Genomic DNA, 26,103 nt, shown 5'->3' with positions numbered 1-26,103 from the left:
ATAAAATGTTTGCAGAGACAGAGCGATTTTGTAAATTGAGTTTTTCGTAAAGAAAAGCCGCGGGAATATCGCCTGATCCATTATGGTGAGTACATCTCAAAGGAATTGCTGTCCACCTAAGAGAATGGGGTACAGGTATTGGACCTGGCTATTGGTTGGTGCACTGTTTCTGGTCGTACTTCCGATCCAGGCTCAGACCACTGGCAAGCTCACGGGATTGGTGCTAGACGGCAGCAATGGGGAGCCGCTACCAGGAGTGAACGTGGTCATTGACGGAACGACTCAGGGGGGAGTTACGGACATAGAAGGGAGATACGTAGTCATCGGGGTACGGCCCGGGATCTATACGTTAGTAGCCTCTTTTGTGGGATTTACCACGCAGCGCAGCGAAGGGGTGCGGGTCAGTGTAGATCTGACTACAGAGGTTGATTTTACTCTGCAGGAGCAGGTTATCGAAGGCGAGGAAGTTGTCGTAAGAGCTGAGGCAATCCGAGTTCGTAAAGATGTGACAAGCAGTGAAGCCCGGATTACCGCTGAAACGATTGACCGCCTGCCTGTGCAGGAATTAGGACAGGTCCTCAGCGTTCAGGCTGGTGTCACCGAGCGCGGAGGATTTCATATTCGGGGTGGACGAAGCAGTGAGGTCATCGTGATGGTGGACGGAGTGCCAGTCACGGATACCTACGATGGATCTACTGCTCTCCAATTAGAGAATGAGGGAATACAGGAGTTGCAGGTCATCAGTGGCACGTTCAATGCCGAGTATGGCAATGCAATGAGCGGAGTCATCAATGTCGTCACCAAAGAAGGGCGCAATGACCGCTTTGGAGGTTCTGTCGAAGCATATACAGGGACATACTTGGTCCAACAGGGAGATGCAGATGCGCTCCTGAAGGGAACTCGGCAGGATGAGTTAACCCAGGGCTTCCCATACGACCAGGTGGATGTGTACTCGTACCTTCCCTTTTCTCCCACCCACTACAATAATTTGAATGCGTCCATTGAAGGGCCGGTCCTGAAGGATCGCGTTACACTGTATGCCAATGCCCGTTACTTTGCCAACGATGGATGGCTTTACGGAGCTCACCTGTATAATATTGACGGAACGGGTGCGGATTCATCACTGGTTCCGATGAACACGTGGGAAAAGCTGAGCTGGCAGGCCAACTTGCGTATTCAACTGCGCAATAACATATTCGTGAACCTGATTGGGCTTGGATCCAATTCAGAGGGGAATGATCTGGGAGGGCGCTATCAGTATTATCGCTGGGCCCCGTTCGGAGTCCCCCAGATCTACGATCAGGGCATTGATCTGAAGCTAAAGTATACTCATCTGATCAATGCAAAGACCTTCTATACGCTCAATATCGCAACCTTTGAAAAAAAGGCCGAACGCTACCGATTTGCTGATATTTCCGATGCCAGATACAACGATTTTACGATCACTCCCCCGGATTCCGTCGAGATCTCTCCTGGGGTGTGGGAGCAGGTAAATGCGGGTGGGAATCAGTTCGCTCGTGGCGGGGTGGACCTTGGCCGCTTTAATCGAAAAACCCGAAGTTATTTCGTAAAAGGAGACTTCACCAGTCAAATAAGCCGGTTTCATTTGGTCAAGGCTGGATTTGAGGCCCGGCTGGATCAGTTGCAGTTTGAAGATTATGGCATCGTACCGGCGATCTCCGAAACCGGACAGGTCATAGAACCCTTTCAACCCGCCGTCCCTGCGGCCGAGTCCTTTGCCTATCGCCGGTTTGATGATGTATCCCCAATTACGTTCAGCGCCTATCTGCAGGATAAGATTGAGTATGAGAGCTTTATCGTGAATGCGGGGCTGCGTATGGATTATTTTGATGCGCGGGCTGAGGTGCCGGCAGATCCCCAAGATCCAAATATTTTCAATCCATTCAAAAAGATTAACCTGTATCGGGACACGAATGGGGACGGGGTGATTACTGAGGATGAGGAAGGTGATGGAAATCGAATCACGCACGAGGAGCGGCAGGCTTACTGGTGGACATCATCAACGCCGAAGCTTCAGTTTTCTCCACGACTGGGGGTTGCCTATCCGGTCACAGAAGAAGGGGTCATTCACTTTTCATGGGGGCATTTCCTGCAGATCCCAACGCTGAACCGGCTCTTCGAAAACTTTGGGTACAAGATCCCCCGCCAAACCGGAAGGTATGGACCATTTGGAAATCCCGATCTGGACGCACAGCGTACGGTGATGTATGAGGTCGGGTTGAAACAGGCCATCGGAACCGTGGTCATCAAGGCAACGGCCTATAATCGTGATGTACGGAGCTGGGTATCCACTTCTCGGCTGATCGAAACAGAGCTGCCGGGCGTAACCTATGTGGTCTATGCGAACCGTGACTACGCGAATACACGAGGGTTTACCCTCGCACTCTCACGTGCCTTCGAAAACAATTACGGCTTCGATGTAAACTATACCTATCAGGTAGTTGAGGGATCGAATTCGGATCCAACCGAAGAATTTTTCGCCGCGGGCAACCAAGAGGAGCCGCGACTGGCCTTGTTACCGCTGGGTTGGGATCAGCGGCACAAAGTTGCCGGATCCATCTTTGTAGGTGGACAAAACTGGGGAGCATCTGCTCTGATGGTTTGGGGATCGGGATTCCCATATACCCCCAGTTTTGAAGAGGCGGCGCTGGCTGGACCGGATGTACAGCCGGAATTTCCAACCCATGCACGGCGCCAGCCCAGTACCTATCAGATCGATCTTGATCTTTATCGTGAATTCACGATCGGGCCGGTTCGCCCTCGCGTATTCTTACATGTATTCAATCTTCTGGATCGTCGCAATGCGCTTTCGGTCTACGGGGATACCGGCCTACCCGGTGTGACGTTTTCTGCACCGATCCAGTCGGCGGACCATGGATACTTTACACGTCCCAACCACTACTCGGAACCTCGGCGTATTCACGCTGGCATAAAGGTGCAGTTTTGATGATGCGAGGATTTTTCGTAGTGGGTTTGATCGCGTTAGGAGGGGTCCAGGTACAGGCCCAAGGAGTCATCGATCGAAATCATGTGCCAAGCAAAGAGCGCGTAGATCCACTTGAGCGGCGCCGGGATGACATTGATGGAAATAATATCCGGGCGACCATTACAAACTGGACACAGACCGCGCAAAGCGGGACACCAGGAGATTTCTGGTACGAATGGCCCAAGAATACCAATCGTCGATATGTGGCGTTGACGCAGTTCTGGGTGGGAGCAGAAACCACCGCAAATGATGGCCCGGATGCGGGAGAAACCGTGTGGATTCTAGATGTATCCGACTTTCGTGGCAACAATACGGGCGGGTCTGCTTCCTGGACGTTTGAGCCCGTTGGCGGGTACGTGAATCCTGCAGGAAGTGAGTATGGTATTGCCCAGAGCGATGAACCCAGCAGTTGGCCTCCATTCTGGCCGGATAAGCTCGAGGATCCTGGAGACCCAGGGTGGAGCGGCTCTTGGAATGGGTTTTTTGGACGAGATATTTACAACGCGGATCAAGAATTCTTTTTTAAAGCCGGGGATGATCAGTATGATCGTTACCGAGGCACCTACTCCCCCGATGCGACGGATCCGAGTCGTCACGGGCTTGGTCTTGTCATTGAAACCCGGATTATGGCATGGACCCAGATTCTCGTGGATGATATCATCTTTATGATCTACGGTGTAAAGAATGATGGCACAGAGGATCTGGATAAGGTGGGGATGGCCATCTGGTTGGCAGATTGCGTTGCAGGAGACTGCGGGGACGATATCATCTTCTTTGATCTGTTGGAAGACGTGGCCTTCATGACCGATGAAGACGGGATCGGAGATCAGAATTTTGGCACCGATCCAGCAGGTACGGTTGGAATTGCATTACTCGAAACCCCGGGCAATGCGACCGATCGCATTGATAACGATGGGGATGGCTCTGTTTCTGATGAATGTCCGGCCAACAATGGGGAATGCAACAGCCCAGTCGTTCCTGAGGCATTTTTAGTGGGGGAACTGCCGTCGAACGGGATTGATGACAATGGGAATGGTCTGATTGATGAAAGCTCGGTGCATGTGCCCTTTGGGACCCAGCGGGGGGTCGGATATGCAGACTACATTGACAACGATAATGATGGAGAACAGGGGGCGCCGCTGGTGACGCAGGAGATGGTCTTGGCTGCTTCGTCAGATCAATGGCTCCGTTGGCCCCCAAACCCTCGAAGTGACCCCATGCAACAAGTGGGAGGTCGTCCCGTGGTTCATCTCATCAATGTGACCCAGGAAACCGTTGGGCTGCCGTTTCGAGACAACATTGATAATGATGACTCTCATGTTCAGCCGTCTTCGGCCTATCCTTACCTCAGTGAGCCCGGATCTCCGCTAGTGACGCAGGAAATGATCAATGCCGCGGCATCCGATCCATACGGGCGCTACCTGATCGAGGAGGCAGGGATCCTGCTCTATGACCTTGGTCCAGAAGACCTTGGAAAAGCCTACGCGGATGGCCTGGACAATGATGAAGATGGCGCCATAGATGAAGGAATTGATGAAGGGACGGACGAAATGATTGATGAGAGCCGGGCCGATGGGATTGATAATGATCAGGACTGGATCCTTCTTCAGAACGACACGGGGCTTGACGGAATTGAATTCAGCGGAGACTTTGGAGATGGAGATGGTCAGCCCACCTCAGGGGCAGGAACCAACTTCCCTGGAGAGAAAAATATTGATGTGACGGATGTGAGCGAGTCCGATCAGATCGGAATCACGAATGTGCGCCTCTTTGGTGCCAATACTCTGGCGATCGGGAGTGCAAGTGACCGATTCATGTTCTTCACGTATCTGCTTCCGGGTGAATTTGATACAGAGCAGCCGGATCCGGGAGATAATGATTTGACGGTTTCCAGTGGGCTGTTTCCATTGAAGGCGGGACAGACCGAGCGGATCTCGATTTCGGTGCAGCTTGGAATTGGCCAGGAGGAAGTGCTTGCAGCGCGCGACAATGCCCTGGATGCATATCAGGAAGACTACCAGTTTGCACAGGCCCCCATTACGCCCGAGGTGTGGGCGGTGGAAGGGGATGGCCGTGTGACCCTGTACTGGGATTCGAAATCCGAAGAATCGGATGATGACTTTTTACGCTCGCTCGGACTACCCTCAAAGGATTTTGAGGGCTATCGAGTGTATCGAGCAACGGATCCCGCCTTTTTGGATGCCCTTCAGATTACGGATGGCCGCGGCAATCTGACATTCCGCAAACCCATTGCTCAGTTTGATCTGATTGATGGCATCGGGGGATTCCATCCAGTCTCTATCAATGGGGTTAGTTTCTATATGGGAGATGACCGGGTGAGTCCCGGCGAGGGGAGTAATGGTTTGGCGCATTCCTACGTGGATTCAACGGTCACCAATGGAGTCACCTACTACTATGCCGTAACTGCCTATGACTATGGAGCAGCTTCTGCAAATATCTCTCCGACGGAGACGCCCGTAAGAATTCGGCGCCTTGCAGACGGGACGATTGAGACCGGGCGCAATGTTGTTGTAGCAGCACCTACGGCGCCTGTAGCCGGATACCAAGAGGCAATTCTGGAAAACACCAACGGCCATTTGCCGCGCGTCCAGGGATCTACTTCCAGCCGGATTGGCTATACGATTATTGATCCTCGTGCAATCCGAGAAGGTGCTCGATATCAGATTTCGTTCACAGATACGTTGATGTCAGGAGGGCGGTTTGCGCAGGATACAATCACGACCAGTACCTTTACACTGACGGATCTTGATGAGAATCGAATTTTGATCCGCGACTCGGATGCATGGAGGGTCGATTCAGAATTTCCAACTCTAAATGACTATGGGACCCCTATTGGCTTTAGCCTCCAGTTTTTTGGCGAATCGCTGGTGAGGATCAATTCTTCGGTCAGCGGCTGGGATAATGATGCAGTTTTTCCAGTCGTTCTGGATCCATACATATCTCCGGGGTTCACCAGTGGTCAGCGCAATCCGGCGGATTATCAGGTTGAAGTGGTTGGTCCCAGCGAGGGGCGGTCAACAGCACTGGATGTATCGTTCTTTCGCACGCTTCCAGAACGGCCTACGAATGTTCGCGTGTATCGGCTGGATCCTGATGGGGCTGGTGGGACCCTGAAAGTGGAGGTGGACTATGCATTCTGGGATTTGACAGGGGACGACTTTGTTGGTGCGACCGCGACCACACCGGCCACCTTCAGTGCAGATCGCGAGCGGCGAGAGTCTGACCTGATTATAATTCATGAGTCGCTTGTAGGGAATCGCGGTGCGCCCCAGCTTACCTGGCGCATTGGGATGAATTTCACTGTAGAGGGTGGGGCAAATCCATCCGAAGGGGATGTAGCGACAATCATTACGCGAAAGCCATTTTTGGCGTCGGATGTATTCGAATTCACGACCTTTGCTCCCTCTACATCCACGAATAATCCCGACTCGCTGCTTTCTCGAATTCGGGTTGTTCCCAATCCTTATGTGGCAACGAACCGGTTTGAACAACTGAATGCATTCTCAACAGGACGAGGAGAGCGTGCAATCCAATTCATCAATCTGCCTCCAGAATGTACGCTTCGCATCTTCAACGTGAGCGGGCGACTGATTCGGACATTGCATTTGAATGAAGGAGTTAATGATCCAGCGAGTGCATTAATGAACGGAACCATTCGTTGGGATCTGCAGAGTTCGGATGCCTTGACCGTGTCTTATGGGGTCTATCTGTATCACGTGGAAGCCCCCACGTTGGGTGAGACTACAGGCACGTTTGCCATCATCAAATAATGGAGAAGTCCGTCTACTTATGGGTGATTCTCTTTTGGATGTGCTCCATAGAAACGGTCGCATATGCCCAGTTTGCAAATGAGACCAGGGAGGTGACCCGAAAGGGGACGACTGCAGCCGAATTTCTGAGTATCCCGGTTGGTGCCAGAGCAACCGGGATGGGTGGAGCGGTTACTGCACTGACTGCCGATGTTACGGCCATGTACTGGAATCCGGCTGGATTGGGGCTCTTAACACGTTCATCGGTCGCTGCCGAGCATGCCACCTGGCTAGCGGAAATCAACTTCAATTATGCCGCCGCTGCCTTCCCGACCAGGTTCGGTACACTCGGAGCCGCCGTTACGGCAATGGGGACCCCGGATATGCGGGTGACGACCGTAGAGGATCAGGAAGGGACGGGAGAGACGTTTGATGCATCCTCATATGCCTTCACCCTTTCCTGGGGGAAGAGTCTTACGGAGCGGTTTGCATTCGGGGCATCCGCGAAGATCATTACCGAACAGATTTGGCATTCACAGGCTCGCGGGTTGGCATTGGATCTCGGGACGGTGTTTGTGACTCCGTTCAGGGGAATCCGATTGGGGGCTTCGATTTCCAACTTTGGCACCAAGATGGAGATGGCGGGGGATGATCTATTGGTCGTTGCAGATATTGATCCGGTGAACCGGGGCAATAATGAAAGTAATCGGGCCTATCTCAGAGTAGACTCCTATAACCTGCCTTTGATTATGCGGATTGGTTTGGCGGGGGAGTTGATTGAGACCGAGCAGGTCCGGGTTACCATTGCGGTGGACGTACTCAGCCCGAACAACAGCAATCAGTTTGCAAACCTGGGGGCAGAGCTTGGTCTTCTGGGAGACTTGGTTACGGTCCGGGCAGGATATAGTGAACTGTTTCTGGAGGATAGCATCCGGTCACTCTCTTTGGGGGCTGGCCTCAGGTATGATTTTAGTGCTGTAGGTATTGTAATGGACTATGCTTACGAAAGACAACGCTACTTCAATGATGTTAATCGCATCTCTATGGCGTTATTGTTTTAAGAAGAATTTACAGTATATTTACGCGGGTTCACCGAACCTTAACGCAAAATTCATCAAACCTTTGGGTACATCCCATGATAAAAAAGATACTTTTTCCAGCATGCCTGCTGATTTGCGGCATGTTTTTTATAACTGAGGCACAGGCTCAGCGCACCGTTACCATGCGGTTAAATATGGCTTCCGTCCCGGATACGACAATCGGGATGGGATTAATTGAAGTCCGTGGCGCAGGCGGCGCGGGAGGCAATGTAGCGCCGGACACGTTGGTGGATGGCAATATCATTGCTTGGGGCGCAGAGAGTACGCTTGAACTCGTGAATGAAAAAGGCGCTGATGGTCAGGACAGTGATTACTGGAACATCACGTTTCAGATTGCGGAGGGCGATAGCCTTCAGCATAAATTCTATTCTCAGCAGTTGCAGGATGCGGGATTAAATGGATGGGAGGCGGATCCAAATCCATTTATCGTCCCCGGGGAAGGTGATGTGGATTTGGGATTGCACTTCTTCCAAGGGCAGGCAAATTGGCACGGAGCCTCTGGGCGTCGTGATGAGGGCTACAACTGGATGCCCTGGGAAGCCAAAACGGACTCGATCGCTGTGTGGTACCGGGTTGCGATGTTTGGCTCGGAAGCAACAGGCGACGGATATGATCCCATGATGAATGCTCCCGACCAGATCGTTGGAGTTCGGGGCGGCCCTATGGTAGATGCAAATGACTCGACCTTGGTTGGCCCACTTGATTGGGGGGACACCAAAGTGGTACTCAATCGCGAGTCTATGGAGGACAATGCAGCTGGATACAATATTTATTCTGGAGTAGCATATTATCCTGCTTCATTGGCTGGGATGGAGCAGCAGTATAAGTTTGTCCTGGGCCATGGAGAGTCGGTTGGATGGGAAGATGGAATCGACAACCGTACGTTCAGCGTGCCCAGCGCGGATACGACCCTTCATTGGGTGTATTTTGGAAATACGGCGCCCACTTCCCGTGTACCCGTAGAGGGTCAGGTCGTTTTTGGTGTGGACCTAAGTGCCTTTGAAACGATTGGGCTCTTTGATCAGGCACGTGGTGATACGCTTTGGGTCTTCGGAGACTTTAACGGATGGCAGAATTGCCGCACAGAGAATCCAGATAACTGCTTCATGTTCAAGGAACCTGGCGGTACGATCTTCCAGGCTCCGGTTGCCTTGGAGCTCTTGGCGGGAGTAACACAGGGGTATAAGTACTTTTTGGACTTTAATGATGATACGTTCATGCAGGCCCTTGGAACTGAACCACCGAGTGGCTGGGAGGAAGGACATCGCACAGGGGTTAACCGGCAATTTGAGTATATGGGAGGCCAGCAGCGACTGGGTTTGGCATACTTCAACGATGTGACGCCAAACAACGTCATGCTTCCCGGCACATCCGTGGAGGTGATGTTTTCGCTGACAATGCAGGAAGCATTGGATAATGAAGCTCAACCGTTTGTGCCTGGCACAGACTCTGTATCGATCCATCTGGGAGATCCGATTTGGGCATTTTCGCAGGGGGTAGAGGCTGCGGACAGGACGATGCTTCATACTCTTCCCCTTTGGGATACACTCCTGCTTACTGATGATGATGGAGACGGGACATATACAGGTAGTTACACGGTCAATGGCCCATCATATAACATCATGACCTATCGCTATATGTATGGTAACAGAAGCACGAGCGTTCAGGAAACGGGTACGGATACCCGTGAGCCAGGGCGCAATCGAGTCCACTTCATTCCACAGAACAGTGACGGGTCGTATCCGGCAACATATGAGTTGCCGATGCACACATTTAAGCTTACCCCCGGCCCACTCCCACACGAGGAGAATCCACATATTTCGACATCTATTGAGCAGAGTACAGAACTACCGGAAGAGATTTGGCTTGGGTCGAATTACCCCAACCCGTTCAATCCGACGACCGTGATCGAGTTTGGATTGACCCGCCAGGCAAATACTCAATTACATGTGTATGATCTTCTGGGACGACGTGTCGCTACTCTAGTAGATGGTACGCTTCAGGCTGCAAACTATTCGGTCACTTTTGATGCCTCGCAGTTGGCCAGTGGGGTTTACATCTATCGTTTGCAGACGCCCGATTATTCGGTCACGAAGCGAATGACGTTGGTGAAGTAGTTGTATGTTAAACTTGCTTCCACGAGAAGCAAAACTTAATAGGACTTTGAATTGTCCGTTGCGCGCGTAGCGGGCGTGAGGTTTTGGGGTAGCGGCTGAATAATTGTTCGGCTATGCCCCAAAACCTCATTTTATTTGGAACCGTGACTACAATCGGATCAATCCGCAAGATAACACTAGTCTTTTTGCTATTGGCAGCTGCTCATGGCTTGAGTCATGGACAGTCCTTGGATGTGACATTCCGTTGGATTCCAGATCACAGCGTTGTGCGGGCGTTTTTGCCGGGTGAGTTTAACGGCTGGGGCCCCAACGATGGTGGGCGTATCGCAGTTAGTGCGCCCTCCTTGATGTCCTACGATAGTGAACTTGGGCAATGGCTGTATACACATTCGCTGCAGGTAGGTCGCTCGTACCAGTACAAAGTGCATGTGCATTTCAATGATTCGGGCAGTAACAATGCATGGATCACAGATCCATTGAATGATCAGGTCAATCCAAACGAACACAATAATTCCATCATTGATGTTACGGATCCAATGGTTTTTCAAATGGCTCGGCACCGGAATAATGATGGAGCCGTCACTGCGATTAGTGCGGGGATCTTTTCTTCAACCGAAATCACCAGCTTGACCGTCGGAGTCAATGGCGATGAATTTGATGGACTTCCCTTCTATAATGATGGAATTTTCAATTATCCCCTAAGCAGCTCGGCGTTGTGTGACCTGCAATTCACCATTACCGCCGTTGACGCTGCCGGGAATACTGTGACCGATTCCGTTGGGATCATACCCCCCGAAGTGGTTGATCGTCCCCGCCCGGCTAACGTTGAGGATGGTGTAAACTATGATCCTTCCGACCCATCCAAGGCTACGCTTTCTGTGTTTGCGCCAGGTAAGTGCTTCATGCATGCGATCGGCGACTTTAATGATTGGCAGGTCGTAGATACAGGGCTGATGTATCGGGATGCCCCTCGCCCTGACAGTGTGCACTGGTGGCTACCGATCGAAAACCTGCCACCCGGTCAAGAGATCGGCTACCAGTACGTGGCGGATGGCGAGTTGCGCTTTGCGGATATGTTTTCGACGCTGATTCTTGATCCAGTTCACGATGCGTCTATTTCCGCGAGCACATACCCGAACCTGAAATCATACCCTCACGGACAGACACAGGGCCCTGTGTCCGTCCTGCAGACCGGGCAGTCTCCTTATCCCTGGAAAGTAACGGATTTTACCCCTCCACCCCCCGAAGAGCTGGTGATCTACGAACTTCTTCTTCGGGATTTTCTGCATGCACATGATTGGGCAACACTGACAGATACGTTAGGATACTTGGAGCGGCTTGGCATTAATGCGATTGAGTTGATGCCAGTCGCTGAGTTTGGGGGAAATGTGAATTGGGGTTATCAGCCCAATTTTTTCTTTGCACCTGACAAGTACTATGGCCCGGCAGAAGATCTGAAACGATTTGTTGACGCTGCCCACGCGCGTGGGATTGCCGTATTCCTGGATGTGGTTTACAACCATGTGGATTTGCCTTCCCCTCTGGTCCTACTTTACGGTACTTCGGATACAAACCCTTGGATTAATATCCCTCCCACACATGCGTACAATGTGTTTTTCGACCTAAATCATGAGGATCTCTATACCCAGTACTGGTTGGATCGCGTGAATGCATACTGGTTGACAGAATTCAAGGTAGACGGATTTCGCTTTGATTTGTCCAAGGGCTTCACACAGCGTGATACTGGATCTGATTGGGCTGCGTGGGATAGTTATGATCCATCCCGCATCCGCTTGATTAAACGAATGGCTGACGCCATGTGGGCAGTGAATCCCCGGGCACACATTATTCTGGAGCACTGGACACGGGAGCGTGAAGAACGAGAATTGGCCCGATACGGTATAGATCGCGGGTACCCTGGAATGATGGTGTGGAGTAATGTGACCCATCAGTTTGGGGAAGCCCTCATGGGGTATAATCAGGGACCGAACAGCAATTTTGAACGTGCCTATTACGGAGATGGAGGCAGAGATTGGGATCTACCGCATGTCGTTGTATACATGGAGAGTCATGATGAGCAGTGGATGATGTACAAGATGCGCAGTTATGGCGCATGTGAGCGCTCACCGCAGGGCGGGGACACCTGCTCACCATCGCTGCCTGCTAATCAAGGCACATACAATGTCCGGCATCTGCCAATCGCACTGGATCGTCTAAAAATGGCTGGAGCATTTCATTTTTTGCTTCCAGGTCCTCGAATGCTGTGGCAGTTTGGAGAACTGGGGTATGGGTATGGTATGCGAGGGGAAGAGTGTCTGGAGCCAGGAAATTGCCCCCCGTTTGCACCAAGTCGCACAGGCAGAAAGCCAATCCGTTGGAATTACTACGACGATCCTCTGCGAAAACGCCTATACGATGCATGGTCGGCTCTTCTTCAAATCAGGCGGGAAAACCCAATCTTCCGCAGCACCGAAACAGAGGTGTCCATGCAATTATCCGGGTCGGTAAAACGCATTCACCTCCGTCATGACGCGACGGACATGCAGGCAGTCATCATCGGGAATTTTGGGGTTTTGCCTGCAGCGAACTCCGTGAGGCTCTCCACGCCTCCAGTCTACTGGTATGACTACTATTCTGGAGATTCGCTGAATGTAACCGGTGGCATACCCCCAGAGCTCCAGCCGGGCGAGTTTCATATCTATACGTCCAAGAGACTTCCCCCACCCGCATCAGGGCTGATTACGGTGGGGATTGCTTCTCCAACCCCGGCACCGCCGGAGTACTCCTTGAGGAGTAGTTATCCGAATCCGTTCCGGGACCAGATGACGCTGGAGTTCAGTTTGGATCAACCTCAGAAGATTCAGATTGAGGTCTATGATGTGCTTGGGCGCCGAGTATCCACACTCGTAAATGATGACATGTCTGCGGGAATCCATTCGATCACCTTTGAGGCCGGAGGGCTCTCAAGCGGCTTGTATACTGTCCGAATGACAGGAAAATCCGGCCCGGTAGCACTCTCTGTTGCCCTGATCCGCTGATGTCTCAAAGAGACAGCATAGAAAGGAAGTGGGTGTATTACGTGCTGATGTGGAGTATCCCAGTACTCTTTTTTGTACTGGTTGAGGGCGGGCTTCGGATCATTGGTTTTGGCGAGGACTACCCTCTGTTTGTGCCGGTGGAGGCTGCTCCGGACTACCTTGTCATGAACCGTGAAGTTGCCCATCGTTATTTCAATCAGGAAGTCCGGGTTCCAACCGGGTTGCATGATGTCTTTCGTGCAGATAGAGACAGCACTACACTGCGAATCTTTGTTCAGGGGGGCTCCAGTGCTGCTGGTTATCCGTACTACTATGGGGGCAGTTTCTCGCGCATGCTGGAGCAGCGCCTTCAGCAGACTTGGCCGGAGCGCAGGGTGGAATTGGTCAACGTCGCGATGGCAGCAATCAATTCCTACACGATCCTGGATCAGGTGAATGAAATTCTTGACCAGTCTCCAGATGCGGTCCTGATCTACGCCGGCCATAATGAATTCTATGGGGCACTCGGTGTAGGCTCGTCACAATCCCTGGGACGTTACCGCCAGGTAGTGAATCTGTATCTCCGACTTCAGTCATGGCGCACACTTCAGTTGATTCGAAGTGCGTTGAGTCAGGCTGTACAAGTGGTAAGCCGGAACCGGGAGGGTTCATCGACCCTGATGGAACGAATGGTTCAACGGCAGGAGATTGAACTGGGCTCAGATACGTATCAGGCTGGGATGCGACAGTTCAGGGGAAACCTGCGCGGTATCTTGGGTAAGTACCAGAGGCATGGCATACCGGTATTTATTGGTACGGTAGCCAGTAATGAACGCACTCATCCTCCGTTCCAAAGTGGATTGATGGCTTCTGTTGATCCAGACCAATGGGAACGAGCCTATGAGGAGGCGCTGCGTTCCGAATCCCTGCCCGTATCTATTGAGCGGATGCGCAAGGTCGTCGCACTGGACTCAATGGCTGCACAATCATGGTTCGCCCTGGGGACGCTGACGGATATGCAGGGAGACTATGCTCAGGCTCGCCAAGCATACATTATGGCGAAAGATTTGGATCAACTGCGGTTTCGAGCGACAGAAGAGGTGAATCAGATCATCAGGGAGGAGGCTGCAGGTGCCGGAGCGATACTTGTTGACACCCAGGGTTCTCTACGGGAGCAGGCAAATGAGAATATTATAGGATCCGATCTGATGCTGGAGCATCTGCATCCGAATCTGGAGGGGTATTTTGTGGTTGCGGATGCGTTTTACGATGCGGTATATGAGTCTCGGATCGGTGGTCAGCGATTGAACTATGTACCCAGGGAGGTTGCTCGTTCAGAAGTACTTTTCACCCAGGTTGATTCTATTTTTGGGCAGTTGCGCTTGCAGAAACTTCTGAGTTCCTGGCCTTTCCAACCGTTGGATGCGGATCTGGACGTAGTCCCGGATACCATGCAGGCTGCTTCCACAGCGGAGGAACTTGCACACCAGCTGGATGATGGGGAACTGACATGGTTTGCTGCTACGGAGCGGTTGCGGGCACATTATGTTGAACAGGGTTCATACCATCTCGCCCTAAAGGCGAGTCTTGCATTGCTCCAGGAGTATCCTTACCTGGCTTTGCCATATGCTTATGCGGCGGATGTGCTTGCGGCACAGGGGCGTCTAGATGAAGCAGTGGACTACTATGGTGCTGCCAATGACCTCGAAGAGTCCGGCAGTATACATTTCCGTTTGGGTGTTCTACACCAGCGCAAGAGGCAATTAGAGCTCGCAGAGGAGCACTTTGAGCGGGCGGTATTTTTGGAGCCGGAGGTTCCGGAATTCCAATTGCAGTTAGCTCGCAATCATGTACTTCGAGGGAACTGGACCGGTGCGAGCAGGGCGGTGCAGACACTATTGGAGTTAGATCCAACGCACGAGTCGGGACTTGCTCTGCAGCGCTTATTGGACAGTGGCTCTCAACTGCAGAACCAATAGTACGAGTTTATTGAATTATGCAGTACTGATCAGGCTGTCAAGAAGAGAATCAATTCAATGGTTCGATGCATTCGCAATAAACTGCTCAAATGTGCTCCCCGAGTTTTCAACTAGTTCGTCTATCTCAGACAATGGCACTATTAGGCGGTATCTGCGCCTGTTGCCGGGACTTGAGATAGGCTCGATAAGGTCAGCTTTCTGAAGTTTCGATAGGATGTTGTTAAAAAAAACACCATGTTGCGTACCGAGTCGTGTACGCACAGTATTTTCTGCAACGACAGTTGAGCGGGCGAACATTCGAATAAAACGCAGGGCGATTTTCATATTCTTGTCCATCTTCGTGAGATCAGAATGTTCAGAGATGGAATTCTGCTGAGACCCAAGGATAAATCCATGGTTCTTGAGGACGGCTTTTACCTTATTCGGGTTGAAGAATTTCCTGTATTCCCCATCGAAATCGTTGCCAACGGATACGGAGTCGAACGAACATTCGTCATCAAAAACTGTCCCATCTAGGTTGTGCTTACCATTAAGCGCCAATTCCACGAAGCGACAGTTTTCAAAGGTGCAGTTGAGGATATTGGAATTTGAAAGGCTGGTTGAATTAAATAAAGAATTCGACACATTCAGATTTTTTATTTTCCGTTGCTCTAAGGCATTTTCCGGGAAATTTACGCCAGTGATCGAATGAGTGATTGCTGTGCGCTCCGCTAATTCCAGCATCAACGTACCGCAGTTTTCCCGAATGTAGGAAACAGGTTGTTGGCCTCCTGCCAAGTGATGAAGGTATTCAATCACCTTTTTTGATCCCAGGACCGAAGTATCCAAAGATGTAAGATAGCGGGCAGTTTCGTTAGTCACCGGATTGGATAACTGATGAGCATCAAGAATCAGTCTTGCATTTGACTCATCCCTTGAATCTAATGCTCGAGCTAAGGCCTGTCCCAAATAGAATGCCCGAAAGTCTTCGTGATCAAACCGTATTCGCTTGATGGAACCTGCGGAATCATCGAGGCGCAGGAGAGAATGATGATTGATGCGGTTGTTTATTTGTCGTAGGATAGCGGGTGTCAAGTTCTTTTCTTCTACAAAAATTTGAACGACAAGTCGAACGACGTCAAGGCCAATAGTCTCAACCCCGTTGACCCACATTTCAAAAGCAATTTGCGAAAGTAATTCGTGATGCTCATCCTTAGTGAGTAAGGATGACTTTTTTGTACCGGAAGTATCAATCCATTTTTCGCGGGCCTCTCGTTCAACAATACCCTCAACAAAGTCGAAAAAATAATCAGTCGGTGATTGGCCTAGTCGTTGTAGAAATTTATCAAGATCACCCTCCTCTGTGACAACATCAATGAGTCTTCGAACAAGGACCGCCCTAGTAAGGACTGGATGCTTATCATTCTTAAGCTTGCGTGCTACTTTACCATGTAGTTCTTGAGGAGGAGTTGGGACATTCCGTTTTTTCGCATATTTGAGAAATACTTCACGACTCCAGCGATCCAGAGCGATTCGGCAAACGTCTACCTTTTGTTCTCGGCGAACTGAGTCAAGTAATTTGGATTGAGAACTAAAGGAAGAATCAAAATATGCTTTTCTAGCTGCAACAAGTAAGGTTCCGTTAGAAGACAATTGATCGACTAGGTCACCAATTGCCGAAATAGCTTCACCTGATTTGGTTTCTGCAAGCATCTCTTCATAACCGTCAAACGCCGGGATGATTACTCCCATTTTAACAAGTTCAATGAACGAGTCATAGTAAAGGAAGGGGAATCGGAACCGATTTGAAAGCGATGCAATAACCGCGTCGTCCAAGCGTAAGAATGGACGCCCGCCAAGAGAAACCGGTAGGACGAGCGTTTGGGTATCCTTTCTTTTGAATGCTTCAGCTTGGTCGACAGAGATTTTTTCAATCAATGAGGTTTTTCCTTCCCCTGCATCAGAAGTCAAAAAATATATTAATGTCATGTCAACCGGATGTTGACTAAACCTTTTTTGAAGTTCCTGTTTTGCGTCAGAAAATTCCTTCTCAGGTTGATTTTCCCAATCTAGCAGTTTACCACTCGGAGATACATAGTGATCGGGAGGGGAAACAGAACGGGTGATTCGATCTGCTAGTCGATCAAGCTTAGCGAGGTATGACCAAATCCACTGCTCTGCATTCCATAAAACATCGTCATGTTCAACTTGAATTCCATTTGGTGTTTGCATGATCTTTGCTACAACCTCTATTCCGCGAATCCCCAACAAAAGGGTCCCGTCTCCATCCCACGCCATCTCGCTGTCCTCGTCAGCAAAAGTTGTAACGATACGTTTGAAGTTGTCAAATAACATCAGTTTCAGTCTCTTGGTACAATGTTATGGGGGTATAATTTTGAGTGGATAGTTTCCTGTAGGGGTTTTTCCCGTAGCGCGGGCGCTTTGGAATAACATGCGTGATCATAGCATCTTGTAGCAAGGCATACCGGATACCTGGCCACATGTCATCATCGCCAGATACCAACACTATGTGTTCCTGATGATGAATTGCGTAATGTACCAGATCAACTACGATCATGGAGTCAACTAGCTTCTGCTCTGCTTTATAGAATGCTGCTTCAGGTGTTACATTACAATTCGCTCTTGGGCAAAGATTATTGTAAACGAAAGAATTTACCTCTTTAATCCTACAATTCAACGGTTCTACACAGTCTCTAAGCGGGAAGAGTTTCACTCTAAACTCTGGTTTAGAGCGTAATCTGAATGTGTGTGTAAAATCATGTTGAGGGTCACGCGCGAGCGATCGTGCCAATTCGGTAACTACGATTACTTTGCCATGATCTGTTGTTGAAAGGGCTAAAGGGAAATAGTCATTAATTTGCTCAAGCAGTTGCCTAGCCTTGAATGACAACGATTTTCCTTTTAGCCAACCTCCATATAATCGACTGGAAATTCTGTTAATGGGAGCCCGAGCTGAAAGGTCAACTTTGGCCAGTAGTATTTCCATAACTTGGCGCAAATTTGCTTCCATTAAACTTCTCGGAAGGTTATCGTAGTCGATAAGGAGAATCATGTATAATAAACCATTCTTTCTGTTGGAACGGCGTATTTAATACAATGGTTCGTGAGATATGAAGTGCGATTCCATGTCGCTGTGAGGTGTTGCCTCTTCATTTGAATCCTTACCTTAGGTGAGGACGGAAAATCGGTAAATCGAGGTGGGAAAAAGGAGGAGGTGGCAACAACTCCGGTAGCCCCGAGGACAGAGTTTTATCAAAAAAGATCTTGCATCCAAGGAAGAACAAGATGGCGGTCAAATTTATCCCAGTGTGTCTGATTGCTGTAGTCGTTTAGACATCTAACGCACGAACTGGCACATTCTGCCCAGCATTCAAGCACCCCAAGTGCTTCCTGAACTAGTTTGGTTATTGCAAAAGTCCCATTCCCAAGACGTTGAGCATAACCCGCTCCCCCCGGCACGGAATCGTACAGAATCACCACTGGATTACCTTGGTCCCACTGAAAAGTGGCTACTAGGTCGCGAGTATCAATCTGAAGTTTTCGGACAGCAGCACGCCTGAGCGCTTCAGCAAGTGTTCTAAGGAAGTCCTTCTCATTGGACTCCCCAGAGTCATCATCGGTAAGCGGAATGGGCATGTCAAAACAAAAGGCACGTACATCCGTCTCGAAGATATGGCCCAAGTCAACCGGACTCTGCAAGTCCTCAACTGGACAGGGATACCCGGTACGGGGGTTATTGTGTTTTTCGCTCACAATTTTTCCAAATCTTGCATCTTGGGGAGCCGGCATGCTAAACTCACATTTATTACACCGAAGAAATCCACCGCCATGAGTTCCTCGATTCACGATAAACATGCGTCCCCTAAGGTCTTTGTTGCCGTCCATGGGGAAGGCGGGAGCGAAAAAAGTTCGGACTCCTACCAAATCCGTTTCTACATATCGTTGTGGTGATGCACGTGTTATAAGCCGAGCTTCGTCCGCGGAACGCGGTCTTAATCGGGTTGCACCAGGGTCTTTGCCGTGTCGTTCGCTGTATGATGTAAGAAAGCCCCTGGGCTCAATGAACTTCCTTATTTCGGAAAAAGAATTCTTATAAGGAGTGTCGCATTGCGAGCAGCTATCGTCAAGAGCTTTGCGGTCGTCCTTAATTTCAACATGTAAACATCGCTTGCAGATCCTATACACAAGGATTGGCATAAAGGCTTTAGGATATCGAACGATTCCACTGCTGGTCCAGATTTTTCCGCCTGCCACAATCTCTGCCTCAGGAGCATATTCGGAGATGGCGAGTGCAGCCGTCCGGTCTAGCTGAAGATCTGCGTCTAGGTTCCCAAATCGTGTAGGACGCTGATATCGTCCCTTGACGATCTCAAGCCTGCAGCTATGCACGGGGAAGCTGTAGGTCGGTATGATTGCTGATCTGGATAGTGCGTTGACAAGGAACTGGTTTAGTAGATTATCTTGTTGTCGTTGCATTATAGATGCAATGTCATCACGGTTAATTTCTCGTGCCTCCAAGCGACGTTCTTGTAGCAACTGCCATCGGGATGCAATATCGTAAACAAACCGTTTCAATTCTTTTCGCAAGTGTTCAGATAGTTTTTCGTGCTGGAGTCCAATGTGGCGGAATTTAGCCGGTAGGGTAGAAATAAGATCACAGGCTAGCTCCTGTGCTTGGGTTCCCTCATCGCTTTCTAGCCATTTCAGGAAGGTATCCATGAAATCTTCGACATCTTCCTGGGATAGAAAATCACCTAGGAGATCCTTCAACTGAGGGGCTCCCATCCCTTCCTTGATTACCTTATTACGGAAGAAATGGGCAAGAACTATGGAGATTTGATGGCGCCGAAAAAAGTTAGCATTTTCCAGAGCTATATAGGGAACTGCAGGGCGATCTGAAAGATACCCGTTAAATCTTCCGAAGCATGCTTGATCATAGTTGGTGTTTCGTGCAATCGTTAACGCTACCGGTGCGGCTTGAGCACGGCGGCCCGCCCGACCTGTGCGTTGCTGATAGTTGGTAATGCCTGGAGGCATGTTCTTACAAATAGTGGCCTCCAAATCTCCCAGATCTACCCCAAGTTCCAGCGTAGTCGTGCAACTGAGCAGATTGACTTTTCCCGTTCGGAAGTCCTCCTCAATTGTCTCACGAAGTTGTCCACCAATCGCCGCGCTGTGTTCCCTGGCAATCGCGTTCTGTCCCCAACCGATTCGGTTGGCTTCCCGCAAGTACATGTGAGCATAATGATTTTCCTTGATCAGATCGCTTCGAATTTCAGGGCATAGTTCGTTCAGCCTACCATCACATCTCCAAGATGGGCATATTTTTCGTACAGATCGATACGTACGTGTTCCACATTTGTCACACTCGTAGAATCGGAGGTCTATGCCATTGATAATCCGAAGTTTTTCTAGGTTGAGGCCGTATCCTCTATGGTTGGCCCGGATGAGGAGCGACTCTTCTCGGGCACACTGCCAGAATTTTTCTAAGACTTGGAACGCCTGATCTCGTGATAGATTCAGCCTATATTCTAATATCCATGTAGAACGGTTATCAGCAGCCCCTCTGGGAAGGAGCCCGAAGATATGGCGATCTTGCTTCGAGGAATTCCGTTGTAAATTTATACATCTGTTCTTCTGTTTTTTGAAGGGCCCCCAAATCGCTTCGTCAGAAAGATCAAGTTCATCGTTTGGATCAGCGATCAACCTTTCATGGCGGATCCGATCAAGCGTGAGTTCTGCAAAAACTCTTGCTTCCACGTGGCTCAAATTCCCTGCGGTCGAACGAATGGCCTCTGCTAACCTATCTAGACTTGACTGGTCGTACTCCACCAGTGCTATACCCAATCCCTCCAAGGATGTCCTTATCTGGCCAAGAACAAAAAACTCTGCAATAATTTGTGCAAATAGGATGTCCTTGGCGTCCTTATCGCTCGTGTTGATTAATTGATGATATACTTTGTATGCAATTTGTCCACCGTCATTCAGGAGCCACCAGACTTTATTACGAACTTGCCGTAGGGGGAGTCCGCCTCCATCATTGGCTTCTCGAACCGCTTGTACAATACATGTCCGCAGCGTTACGTTCAGACTTGTACGTTGGAAGAAAGGAGCGAAGAATGCGGCGTCCTGTCGATTATCAGAAAAGGCCAGTAGCTTTCGGCCTCCCAGCGGTTTCGGCGTTTCACTATCTTCCTGATTGGGCAGTGCCTCAAATAGAACCTGAGTCGCAACGGCAGCGAGGGCATCATCCCCAGGATGCAAAGTAGTGATGGGCTCTGGGAAACGCCGTTCTCGGTTGCCGCACACGACGCATGCATGTAGATAAAGCCGCTTTTCATCCTCGTCTTCCCGCAGTCTGTGCATTATAATCTGGACACCATCGGGTGTAAATGTAGATTCGGCAATACCCGTTTGGGGATTGACATATAGACGTTCTTCGTCCTCATCTACTGTCTCTTCCTCCCCGACACCCATCTCAAAGGCTGTAATATCTCCCAATGCGGCAATACGAAAAATGGCACGTTTAGCCCCTGGGACAGGTTTTCCAAATATTCTTCCCCTAACGTACCACCCTTCCAAGTAGGGCTCTCCACAGTTACGGCATGGGAGAACACCAAAATACGGCACACCACTCTTGTCGCTATGGGACTTCTTCGGACGAAAATCAGACCAACCCTCCTTAGATTCAGAATCAAGACGTACCACACCACCGTCAATTCCGGTGACTGCCAAGTGATAACGGGCTGGGAGGATCGGAAATTCTGAATTGTCTGGCCGTGCGAAAACCACGGCAGAGATAAGGGATCGAAGGGCTCTATTGCGAGTCTTGGAGGAACTGTTAGGGAAGGTTGTGTTGGCGAGGCTCTCAAAGTCTCGTAGTCCATCAGTAAGTTCGTGAGCGACGGATCTAACCTCAGAAATTTCTGCAAGGCGAGTATTAAGGGCCCCCTTAAGGTCATGGCCATCAAGGTGGAGGAGTTCCTCAATTCCATCGCAACATTCGCAGTTCTCGTTCCATTCCTCAATAGATTGGGCGTTGTCCGAAAGCATTTCGGATACAACATTACCGACTTCAATCCATTTTTCTGGACCGAGTTGTATTTCGGGGATGTCTGATAGTAGATTTGGATGGATCTTCCGTTCACCCGTAATCAGATCACACTTTGCATCAAATTCTTCCCCGAATAGATCTGACGCGAACTTGGCCAATTCTTGCAAGTCATCGACATTGAGACTGGCACTGGTACCGATAGCCTGAATGGTACCAGCTTCTAAGCCGAGATAAACCTTCAACTTACGCAATAGGAAGGCCACCTCAATCGCTTGTGCTCCTGCATAGGTGTGAATTTCGTCCAATACGATAAACTGCAGGCGAGCATTATGGAAGAGTGGAGCGTTACGTGGTAGGAGCAGGAGATGCTCCAGCATTGCATAATTCGTGATCAGAATATGGGGAGGTGTCTCCAGCATCTCCGAGCGTGACAGAAGCCAAGATTTCGGAAGACTTGAAACCGACGTATCTAGTCCCAAAGCATGCCTAAGGGCTACGTTGTCAAGAAGGCGTAACTCTTCCTCACGTCTGTTCGCACTTGATCGGACTTGGCCAGTGAAACGACCGAAAGTAATCCCGGGGTCTCCCAATTGCCGCAACAACAGCGGAGCGAGGCGAAAATACAACTGATCATTCGCGAGGGCGTTGAGAGGATATATAATTACTGCTCGGACCCCGGGCTCTGTTAGCTTCTCCTCGCGCAATAGACGATCTACAATGGGTAGCAAGAAGCATTCTGTCTTGCCGGACCCCGTCCCTGTAGCCACAATAAAATTCCTGTTAGTGGTGGATTGCCGAATTGCTTGCTCCTGATGTTCATGGAGGGAACGTGTAAGTAGCCATTCAGAGTCAGGTTTCTGGAGGGCATGCCAATGATCCGTCAGTATGCCCGAATCCATCAGTTCCTGGATAGATCCCTTTTTGCGGAAGTCGGGAAGACTCTCCAGAAAAGGTCCCTTCGTCAGTTCAAGCGAAGAATCTTCCAGTGCTTCTCTGACAGCACGGGCGAGTTCGGGGGCACGGGTGGTTGAAACCGGAACCGCGGTGGCAATGTAGCGCACGAGTGTTTTGCGCAGACGGTCACGAAGAAGTAGGGGGGCAATATCTCGCGGCATTGCTATGCTCTTTCGTGCTTTTCCACAAGCACCCAAAGAAGGAGATAGAAAGCCAAGAGCTCAGGGGCTAGTCGAAGAATTGTCCCCACACGCTTTCGAGTCTTCTCCACAGGCATGTTCGCTTTGGAAGCTAAGTCATTCCAATATTTCTCAGCATTTCCTTTGCGCCAAGCTTCTGTAAGAGTCGCCATCAGTCGTGGGGTCTCCTTAACCAATGAAAACTTTTCTCCCAAATCATCAGGGATGTTCAAACTTTCGTAATTGAAACCCGGGGTGCTGCGAACAATCTTGGCTGCTTTACTCAATCGGAGCGAAGAGAAAGGGTTTTTCTGGGCGGCTTCAATCCGATCTGCCATTCTATAACAGGCCCGATCATGGTGCCAGATTGACAGCGGCTTGTCATCGTCAGCGATCTGTTCCATTTCCCGTGCCCATTCACAGTATAGAGCGAAGTTGAAACCACCTGGAGATGCAGCAGGGTTTCCTTGTAAGGCATATGCATTCGTGAAGCTGGTCAAGAACGTAATACTGACATCCAAGACGTCTACCGCATCTTGTAAGGACTCGGTAATCCCTGCGAGGCCGACCAACTCAAACTCTTTGTATTCTGGCTGTTCACTTGAGGCTAATATCGCGAGTTCCTCGGACGGGATTGCGAATAGATTGGGGGCAATTTCTACGGGATGATAAGTGGGGATCCAAGTTTCGGGGGCATGAGTTGATGGGGGAAGTGCACAGGCGTTGAGAAGGCTGGTCTGATCGGCTTGAGACCGTGTGGCAAGCAATTTCCCCAGCTGCCTCCAGGCATTCAGAGCAAGATGGCTCACGTTCGGTCGACACGGCTTAGCAATCGGTGTTTCAATGGCTTTACTCAGTCTAAGAAAAGCTTGAGTATGCTGGATTTCAGAACACCAAACAGAAGGATCTTCCGAGACCAATTTTTGAGCAAAATCGGTTGGCGCGATGCAGGTTGCATAAGATTCTCCAGAAGAATTGATAACAGGGAGCCAGCCTTTGCCACCGTGTTCTAGAACATGTAGGCGTACAAACCAGATACCATCCATGTAGTTGTTCTGGGGTATTTCTATTCTCAGACGGTTAGGGGAAATTGTTGGTATCACAGAAATTAGAGTTGACTCATCCGAGAGATCCGATTGAGATCTCACCGAAACATTCGCGTCAACCTTTTCGCCAGTAATCAAGTTTTTTGCCTTAATCCGTACGGCATCAATTGGACTTTCAAATTCCGCTTCGGCGAACCAAACATCTTTATACTGATGAGCCCTAAAGGAACTGGGATGTGTCTCTAGAACAATGCGGACAAGATCCAGAGAAGGTTTCGATTCGCAACTGGGAAGTAAACGAACTCTGTTATGCTCACCTTCTTGTTTGAGGGCCGCAAACGATGTGCGCCACATCCCGACCTTACCAAATGCCGTGGGAATAATCTCTCCTTTTGAGTCGATTTTTGCCATCGGATCAGAATACCGCACAATCAGGTTGGATGCATAGTCATCTTGTACGAGAAGTGATGCCCCCACTCTCAATGCTTGCTCACTTCCGTCAGGCCTTCGTACCGATATAGATGCTCCTGGTGGAGGCAGAGTGAAACTGACCAGTTTGCGTTCTACCCAAAAACACAGTCGGGCTCGTAGATAGGATCCTCCCTCAATAATTTCAAGTTGCCCGCGACTGTTTGGACGGATATGTAACAGTTTCTTTTCTGCGAGATTATCTGGGATTAATGACGCATTGAATAAGCGTTCGTGAAGGAGTCCTTTGAGACTAGGCCAGTACCAAAAATATGTTCGATATAATGTCCGGTCCTGTCCTCGGATATGAAGAGATACACATGCTAACCCAAAGTCCCCGTCTTTGGGCATCTCAAGCTTAGCAATCTGTTCGCTGTTTGATCTGCTGTACACTGGATACTTATGTTCGCCTCTTATCGCGGGATGTCGCAGCCTTACCTCAAGCGACTCTGAAGTTTCTGTGTTTCGACCGTGGACTTGGACTGAGATTGGCCCTGCAAGCAACCAGCCTTTTCGGTCACGGACTATCGCCTCTCCAAATACCTCTAGGCGCAAGCGGTCTTCCACCGCAACATTGAACTGCAGGTTACATCGCTGAATGATCATCTCTGTGGAGACGTTACAGAAGAGAACGAACGCTTCATCACCCAAGCAGTGCGAACATTCCTCGTTGACTTCAAACGTTGTCCTGGATATAAGGCAGAGTGGACCAGCCCGAACGCTCTGTCTACTTGACGATGTGGTGGGGTCTATGTATTTCTTATAGCCCCCCGTCTCACCGTCGAAAACAAATATTTTTTGCTGGTCATCCAGAATATGGATCGTTTCCCAACGGTATCTATCGCTACCATGACGTCGCCATTCAATGCGAGTTGGCCACGGTAGGGGCAATCCTAGTTGCCTACCTGGACTGAGTGGATGGATATGTCCATTGATTTTTACTTCTACTCTGTGCGCTCTCTGCGGGATTGTAATACACAGCTCGCCGTTCCCAAATTCCAAATCAGGGATAAAATGCATAGCCTTTCTGCTATGTCGCACTGATTTCGCCCGAGGTTCAATCGCTTTCAGGAATTCACGCTCAAACCGTGATCTAGGTAAGCCACTGGATCTTCGAAGGTGGGCAAATACGATGGCGTGGTAAGCCGTCGGATCCTCTTTTACAATACGTCGAAGTACAATGTGACCATGAGGGGCAAGATCTATTGCTTTGTCCTCCCAGTCATCTAAATCTCTAGTGTTGTCACTGTTTGGCCATCCCAAAAGACGCTCTGCCTTCAGGAAGGTGTCTGCGAGTAAGGGAAGTCGGTGGCGGGATATGCCCGCCTGAAACAAGTAGGAAGAAACCATCCCTGTGGTGTTCTCCGATGGGAGAGCTAAACCAACTCGTTCGCAACTATATCTGAAAAGGT

General features: G+C 49.9%; 10 protein-coding genes. 6 read left to right on the top strand and 4 right to left on the bottom strand.

Translation table 11 applies throughout. The features are described 5' to 3' along the window. The first annotated feature begins 124 nt into the window (after window positions 1-124). From F4Y64_10880 to F4Y64_10855, 6 genes are all read left to right on the top strand, one after another. The gene (locus tag F4Y64_10880; protein ID MXX98103.1) at window positions 125-2,968 is read left to right on the top strand and encodes a TonB-dependent receptor; all 2,844 of its coding nucleotides are present in this window, start codon (window positions 125-127) and stop codon (window positions 2,966-2,968) included. Then, window positions 2,968-6,798: a hypothetical protein gene (locus F4Y64_10875; protein MXX98102.1), complete on the top strand. Its 3,831-nt coding sequence runs from the start codon at window positions 2,968-2,970 to the stop codon at window positions 6,796-6,798. The genes F4Y64_10880 and F4Y64_10875 overlap by 1 nt, the downstream gene beginning before the upstream one ends. Continuing rightward, a complete protein-coding gene (locus F4Y64_10870) occupies window positions 6,798-7,838 on the top strand; it encodes a UPF0164 family protein (protein MXX98101.1) in 1,041 nt (346 codons plus the stop codon). Before F4Y64_10875 ends, F4Y64_10870 begins: the two co-directional genes overlap by 1 nt. Before the next feature lie 74 nt (window positions 7,839-7,912). Then, window positions 7,913-9,994 (top strand): T9SS type A sorting domain-containing protein, encoded by a 2,082-nt coding sequence (locus F4Y64_10865; GenBank protein MXX98100.1) that lies wholly within the window; start codon window positions 7,913-7,915, stop codon window positions 9,992-9,994. Between the two features lie 113 nt (window positions 9,995-10,107). After that, window positions 10,108-13,032, top strand: a complete 2,925-nt coding sequence (locus F4Y64_10860; GenBank protein ID MXX98099.1) for a T9SS type A sorting domain-containing protein — start codon at window positions 10,108-10,110, stop codon at window positions 13,030-13,032. After that, entirely contained in the window at window positions 13,032-14,990 is a 1,959-nt protein-coding gene (locus F4Y64_10855; protein MXX98098.1) for a tetratricopeptide repeat protein, read from the top strand. Before F4Y64_10860 ends, F4Y64_10855 begins: the two co-directional genes overlap by 1 nt. A 54-nt stretch (window positions 14,991-15,044) precedes the next feature. Here F4Y64_10855 and F4Y64_10850 read toward each other — a convergent pair whose 3' ends face one another. The 4 genes from F4Y64_10850 to F4Y64_10835 all read right to left on the bottom strand — a co-directional run bounded on the left by F4Y64_10850 (window position 15,045) and on the right by F4Y64_10835 (window position 26,041). Beyond that, on the bottom strand, window positions 15,045-17,324 hold the full coding sequence (locus F4Y64_10850; protein MXX98097.1) for a hypothetical protein: 2,280 nt from the start codon (window positions 17,322-17,324) through the stop codon (window positions 15,045-15,047). Beyond that, window positions 17,314-18,042 carry an NYN domain-containing protein gene (locus F4Y64_10845; GenBank protein MXX98096.1) on the bottom strand — a complete coding sequence of 243 codons (729 nt, stop codon included), beginning with the start codon at window positions 18,040-18,042 and terminating at the stop codon, window positions 17,314-17,316. Before F4Y64_10845 ends, F4Y64_10850 begins: the two co-directional genes overlap by 11 nt. A 200-nt stretch (window positions 18,043-18,242) precedes the next feature. Then, window positions 18,243-23,159, bottom strand: coding sequence for a DEAD/DEAH box helicase (locus F4Y64_10840; GenBank protein ID MXX98095.1), 4,917 nt, complete (start codon window positions 23,157-23,159; stop codon window positions 18,243-18,245). Between the two features lie 2 nt (window positions 23,160-23,161). Beyond that, complete coding sequence (locus tag F4Y64_10835) at window positions 23,162-26,041, bottom strand: hypothetical protein (protein ID MXX98094.1); 2,880 nt, start codon at window positions 26,039-26,041, stop codon at window positions 23,162-23,164. Window positions 26,042-26,103 lie beyond the last annotated feature (62 nt).

The organism is Rhodothermaceae bacterium, from assembly GCA_009838195.1.
Taxonomy (GTDB): Bacteria; Bacteroidota; Rhodothermia; order Rhodothermales; family Bin80; genus Bin80.
This window is presented reverse-complemented; position numbering and strand designations above follow the sequence as displayed.